Origin of the sequence: Novosphingobium sp. ZW T3_23 (assembly GCF_044987305.1) — a bacterium.
Classification (GTDB): Bacteria; Pseudomonadota; Alphaproteobacteria; order Sphingomonadales; family Sphingomonadaceae; genus Novosphingobium.
In genome coordinates this window covers 1-5165 of the sequence record NZ_JBJDRF010000109.1, presented here as the reverse complement: position 1 = coordinate 5165, position 5165 = coordinate 1, and the positions used below count along the sequence as shown (strand labels likewise).

The following is a 5165-nucleotide window of genomic DNA, read 5'->3' as shown; positions in this document are numbered from 1 at the left end:
TCGAACTCGGCCGTGAAACCTGACAGCGCCAATGGTACTAACGCTCAAGCGTTGGAAGAGTAGGACGTCGCCAGGCATTGAAGCCGGCGTGCCGATAAAAACCCATCACAATGACAAAGGGCACAACAAGTGCCCCAAAAGAGGGCCCTCGCAGGCCCTCTTCGCGTTCCAAAAAACGCAACAAAACGGTGACGCGGGGTGGAGCAGCCCGGTAGCTCGTCAGGCTCATAACCTGAAGGTCGTAGGTTCAAATCCTACCTCCGCAACCAAACACAGTCCCGATCCGAACGTCCCGCTCTGTACGGTACCGTCCATGGGCGACCAATTCCTCAACGATATCAAATAATTTTGGCCATCCCGCGGCGCGACTGAGCGTCCCGCTGTGTCCTGTGCCATGCACCCAAAGCCATTTGGATTGGGGGTATTTTTGGGGGTACCATTTCGGCGATACCCCCAGATGGACACAGGCCGATGCCGCTCACCGAACTCGAGGTCAAATATGCCGCCAAACGCGGCAAACCTTACAAGCTTGCCGATGGCGGCGGACTGCATGTTCTCGTGCAGCCGAACGGCTCCAAGCTGTGGCGGATGAAGTACCGCTTTGCCGGCAAGGAAAAGCTGCTCAGCTTCGGCAAGTACCCGGACGTGTCGTTGGTCGCCGCCCGCGCCAGACGAAATGAAGCGCGCGAGTTGTTGGCCCAAGGCCAGGACCCTGGCGTTCAGCACGCGGCCGAGCGCCAGCACTCCGTGACCTTCGAGATGATGGCGCGCGAATGGCACAGTCGGCGTGAGGAAAGCCTCGACCCTGCGCATGCGCGGCGTCTCCTGTCCCGCTTGGAGCGGGACGCGTTTCCGGCTCTGGGCGCGACACCCATCCGCGAACTTACGGCGCCGGTTATACTCCAGGCGATCCGTACCGTCGAAACGCGCGGTGCGCTGGATGTGAGCCGCCGAGTCCTGCAGTCGATCGGCCAGGTATTCCGCTATGCGATCGCCGAGGGTGCCGCAGAACACGATCCTTCGGCGCATCTCACCGGAGCGCTCAAACCGCGACCCAAGGTGAAGCATATGGCGCGGTTGCCGCTCCAGCGGCTTCCCGAGCTTGTACAGGCGATCCACGCCTACGACGGTGAGGAAGATCCCCGGCGGCGCGAGATCACGCGCGAGGCGCTGTTGTTCACGCTGCTGACATGGGGACGGACGAGAGAGACACGTTTAGCGGCCTGGCACGAGTTCGAGGACCTCGATGGCAAGAATCCGCTATGGCGAATTCCTGGCGAACGGATGAAGAAGAAGCGTGAGCATCTCGTGCCGCTTTCGCAGCAGGTGGTTGAGCTCCTCCGCCGGCGGCTTCGATCGACCAACGGTGAAGGTCTTGTGTTTCCCGGAACCAAGATCGGTAAACCGATCTCTCAGAATACCATGATCTATGCCTGTTATCGGATGGGTTACCGCGGGCGGCAGACCGTACACGGGTTCCGCGGCATGGCGTCGACCTGGGGAAACGAGCAAGAGGTTTATAGTTCCGACTGGATCGAGATGGCGCTTGCGCATGCAGACGACAACGACATTCGCGGGGCCTACAACAGTGCGCTCTATCTCACTCCGCGTCGGCGAATGCTTCAGGATTGGGCGGACGTCGTAACATCTGCAAGTCGGCAGGTTAATGCAGTGACACCGATGTGCCCCCAGTCGAAGATTGCGGCGGATCGCAGCAATGTCATTTCGTTTCCAACCTTGAATTCCGCGGAACGATATGGAGTCATTAACGATCAATTATGATCTGACATCAACCCAGCTTGGCTACAGTATAAGTCCGATCTTTTACAGAACTTCAACTGATAAATGGGCATGCAATAATTGCCGTTATCACATAAGCATATTTGACGCGTTTCGATGACGAAGGTATGTTTCGAGGCCATGGAACCTGGCGAGCCCACCGATCTAAAAGCTTTGAACTCTGGATAGAATGCCGGCGCGGTCCCAGGCGGGCTCGGCGATCTGGCGTGGGCCATCGTCAAGCTGCGCGCCGGCGAACGCGTCACCATCGACGAACCACTCATCGCCGCGTTCCAGGCAGCATCCTCGCCGCATACCCTCCGCGCACTCCGGTCCGATCTCGAGGCCTTCGATCGGTGGTGCCGAGGTACGGGCCGGATCACGCTGCCAGCGACCCCCGAAGTAGTGGCGGACTATCTCGACGCCCGGGCGGGGCAGGGCAGCAAGCCGGCCTCGCTGTCGCGTTACAAGGCCTCGATCGCGAAGGTGCATAAGCTCCTCGGCATCGCCGATCCGACCGCGGCACCACTGCTCAGGTTGCGGCTCGCGGCCATCAACAAGGCCAAGGGCGTGGCCCAGACCCAGGCGCGGCCGCTGCGGTTCAAGGGCCCGGTGCGCGATGTCGCGAGTGAGACACCGCGCGGGCTCAATATCCGGGCGCTGCTCGATAGCTGCCCCGACGATATGCCAGGCCTGCGCGATCGGGCGCTGCTGTCCGTGGCTTACGACACCGGGCTGCGCGCCGCCGAGCTCTGTGCGGTGGCGATCGAGCACCTCACCGAGGCGATCGATCCCGAGGCGCGGCTGCTCAGGATTCCCAAGCACAAAGGCGATCAGCAAGGGGAGGGCGCCACCGCGTTCCTGAGCCCGCGTAGCGTCGCCGCGATCCTGGCGTGGACCGAAGCAGCCGAAATTACCGAGGGCGCCTTGTTCCGGCGGGTGCAAGTGCGGCGCTACAAGGCGCGCCCCGCGGTCAAGGGTCGGCGGATCGAGACTATCTCCGGGCGCGAGGCCTGGGATCTGCGCAAGACCGTGTCCCGGCCGGCGGTGCCGGCGCGGGTGGAATACGATATCGGCGAGAAGCCGCTGCATCCAGGCTCGATCGGTCCGCTTTATCGGGCAATCATCCAGCGCGCTTTCGATCGCGGCGCCCTGCCGGATCTCACGGCGCACGACTTGGGGCGGCTGCTCCAAGGGATCTCGGCGCACTCGACGCGGGTCGGGCTCAATCAGGATCTGTTTGCCAGCGGCGAGGATCTCGCCGGGATCATGGACGCGCTGCGCTGGAAGAGCCCCCGCATGCCGCTTGTCTACAACCGCAACCTCGCCGCCGAACATGGCGCTGCAGGGCGGCTGATGAAGAAGCTGGGCTGATTAAACGACCTAGCGCGGGCATTCGTGCGTCTCAAAAGATCTGCGTGCGGTGCAGGCGAGGATTGCATGGCCAGGGGCGAGTCTGGCTCATGATGGTTTCTGCAAGCTGGTGTTCACGACGCCGAGCAGGGCGCCATCAGGAGAGCGGTCACCCTCAAATTGTGGACAAAAGGCTTCAGAATCGCGTTGCCCCTATACCGCGTCTTGCACCTCGATCCGCATGCGACATGATCCGCTGACGCTGCGTAGCTCGGGTAATCGAGGCCAGCGGTACAAAAATGGACAGGACGAACTTCTTATGAACAACAGCGATCTGGCCGAAGCCATCGCCGCCGATCACGACCTTTCGAAAACCGACGCACGCAAGATCGTCGATGCGGTGTTCGATGCGATCGGCAATGCCGCGGCCAAGGGCGAGGAAATATCTCTCAACGGCTTCGGCAAGTTCAAGGTCAAGGACAGCCCTGAACGCGAGGGCCGTAATCCCGCGACGGGTGAGGCCATGACCATCAAGGCCTCGAAAAAGCTCACGTTCACCGTCGCGAAGGCGGTGAAGGACAAGCTGAACGGGTAAGCCACCGAGGCGTACGGCGCATCGCGGTTCGCGGCGCCGTACGTTGGGGCTAGCCGGAGCGACGCAGCCAAGGTCGGCGGGGTGACGCTACAGATTGTCAGGGACTGGGTGCTGCGCTTCAACGCGCAGGGCCCTGAAGGTCTGGAAACGCGCAAGGCCCCAGGACCAGATACCATCCTCGACGACTGTCATCGGCGCACGTTGGCAGATGCCATTGAGGCTGGCCCCATTCCCGCCGTTCATGGCGTTGTTCGTTGGCGGATCATCGACCTCGTCCAATGGCTATGGGAGGGGTTCGAAATCTCGATCAGCAAGCAGGCGCTGGGGCATGAACTTCGCACCATGGGCTATCGCAAGCTTTCGGCCCGGCCGCGCCATCAGGGGCAGCGCCCTGAAGATATTACCGCTTTTAAAAAGCCTTCCCCGCCCGTCTGGCGCAAATCCGAAGACGCCTGCCCAAAGGCACACCAATAGAGCTCTGGTGGCAGATGCTATGAGGACGGACACCGAGTGAAGGAAGGTTCACTTGTAGCGCGACAAACAGGATGAGTATTCGTGTTGCCTCACGAAGGAACGTTCCCGAACGACGCGACCGTTGCCTCACGTAATTGTTCCTTACAGGCCCTCGCGCATCAATGCCATTGCATGTGACGGATTGCCGTGCAGCTGAGCCGTAGGCGAGGCGGAACGGCAATCCGTCACATGGCCGTAAGGATGGTTTCCGTGTCGGCTGGCGTGGCGCTGGCCTGCCCGGAAGAGTGGCTGAACACCAGCGCTCGCGCGTGTTCGGTGCGCCAGCCTTTCAGACGGCGCTGGATAGTTCGCAGGAGGCCGTCCGGGTAGATGTTCGGCTGCTCGGCTTGCAATTTCTCCAGCAACTCCCGTCCGGTACGCCAAGGCTCGTCTTCGAACCAGGCCTTTAACTGGTCGGTCACTTGAAGCAGTGGATCCGGTCGACGCCGTTCTCGCTTGCGTGGCGCTTTATCAACCGCCGTAGGGCGCGCCTCACCATTGTGCCATAAAACTTTCAGGCTCGAGAGGAACGCCCCCAGCGGAGGGGGGGACGTTTCGGTGGAATCTGCCACGACGACGGCGTCGGCCAGGACCACCAGTTTCTGCTGCGCGGTGCGGATGTCTCGCAGCAGTCGAACGGGATCCAGCCTGGCAGCGAGGTCCCGTAGCCGTTCGCGTGTTTGCTCGCTGGTCCGCGGGTCATCCATGAAACGCTGGAACGGCGTCGCGGAGCGTGATAGCGCTTGTGGACTTTGGCGCCGTCGCGGCGCTTCTCCGCCAACTTGAATGAGGGCTGGATGCGGATTCCGTATGTGGACGGCCCCCTACCTGCAAGAACATTTCGGCAGTATTGATCTGATCGCTTGCATTCGTATGTCCGGCCTGTTGATGCGCTCGCACATGAACGCTGGCCAAGATGGTTTCC

General features: G+C 61.5%; 5 protein-coding genes and 1 tRNA gene. 5 read left to right on the top strand and 1 reads right to left on the bottom strand.

What is annotated here, in order from left to right:
- Window positions 1-192: 192 nt before the first annotated feature.
- The 5 genes from ACI3K3_RS25355 (at window position 193) to ACI3K3_RS25335 (ending at window position 4201) form a co-directional block, all read left to right on the top strand.
- Window positions 193-269: transfer RNA gene (locus ACI3K3_RS25355), tRNA-Met, on the top strand.
- Window positions 270-471: 202 nt separating this feature from the next.
- A complete protein-coding gene (locus tag ACI3K3_RS25350) occupies window positions 472-1782 on the top strand; it encodes a tyrosine-type recombinase/integrase (RefSeq protein ID WP_404918835.1) in 1311 nt (436 codons plus the stop codon).
- A 219-nt stretch (window positions 1783-2001) separates the two neighbouring features.
- On the top strand, window positions 2002-3153 hold the full coding sequence (locus ACI3K3_RS25345) for a site-specific integrase (RefSeq protein WP_404918837.1): 1152 nt from the start codon (window positions 2002-2004) through the stop codon (window positions 3151-3153).
- Window positions 3154-3451: 298 nt separating this feature from the next.
- Window positions 3452-3727 carry an HU family DNA-binding protein gene (locus tag ACI3K3_RS25340; RefSeq protein ID WP_404918833.1) on the top strand — a complete coding sequence of 92 codons (276 nt, stop codon included), beginning with the start codon at window positions 3452-3454 and terminating at the stop codon, window positions 3725-3727.
- An 81-nt stretch (window positions 3728-3808) separates the two neighbouring features.
- A complete protein-coding gene (locus ACI3K3_RS25335) occupies window positions 3809-4201 on the top strand; it encodes a transposase (RefSeq protein ID WP_404918831.1) in 393 nt (130 codons plus the stop codon).
- A gap of 224 nt (window positions 4202-4425) precedes the next feature.
- On the opposite strand, the gene ACI3K3_RS25330 is transcribed toward ACI3K3_RS25335, so the two are convergent.
- Window positions 4426-4947 carry a hypothetical protein gene (locus ACI3K3_RS25330; RefSeq protein ID WP_404918829.1) on the bottom strand — a complete coding sequence of 174 codons (522 nt, stop codon included), beginning with the start codon at window positions 4945-4947 and terminating at the stop codon, window positions 4426-4428.
- Between the last annotated feature and the right edge of the window lie 218 nt (window positions 4948-5165).

Bases quoted from the DNA above. Each gene is read 5' to 3' on its own strand.
- ACI3K3_RS25350 (WP_404918835.1), top strand. From the start codon at position 472: ATGCCGCTCACCGAACTCGAGGTCAAATATGCCGCCAAACGCGGCAAA.
- ACI3K3_RS25340 (WP_404918833.1), top strand. From the start codon at position 3,452: ATGAACAACAGCGATCTGGCCGAAGCCATCGCCGCCGATCACGACCTT.
- ACI3K3_RS25330 (WP_404918829.1), bottom strand. From the start codon at position 4,947: ATGGATGACCCGCGGACCAGCGAGCAAACACGCGAACGGCTACGGGAC.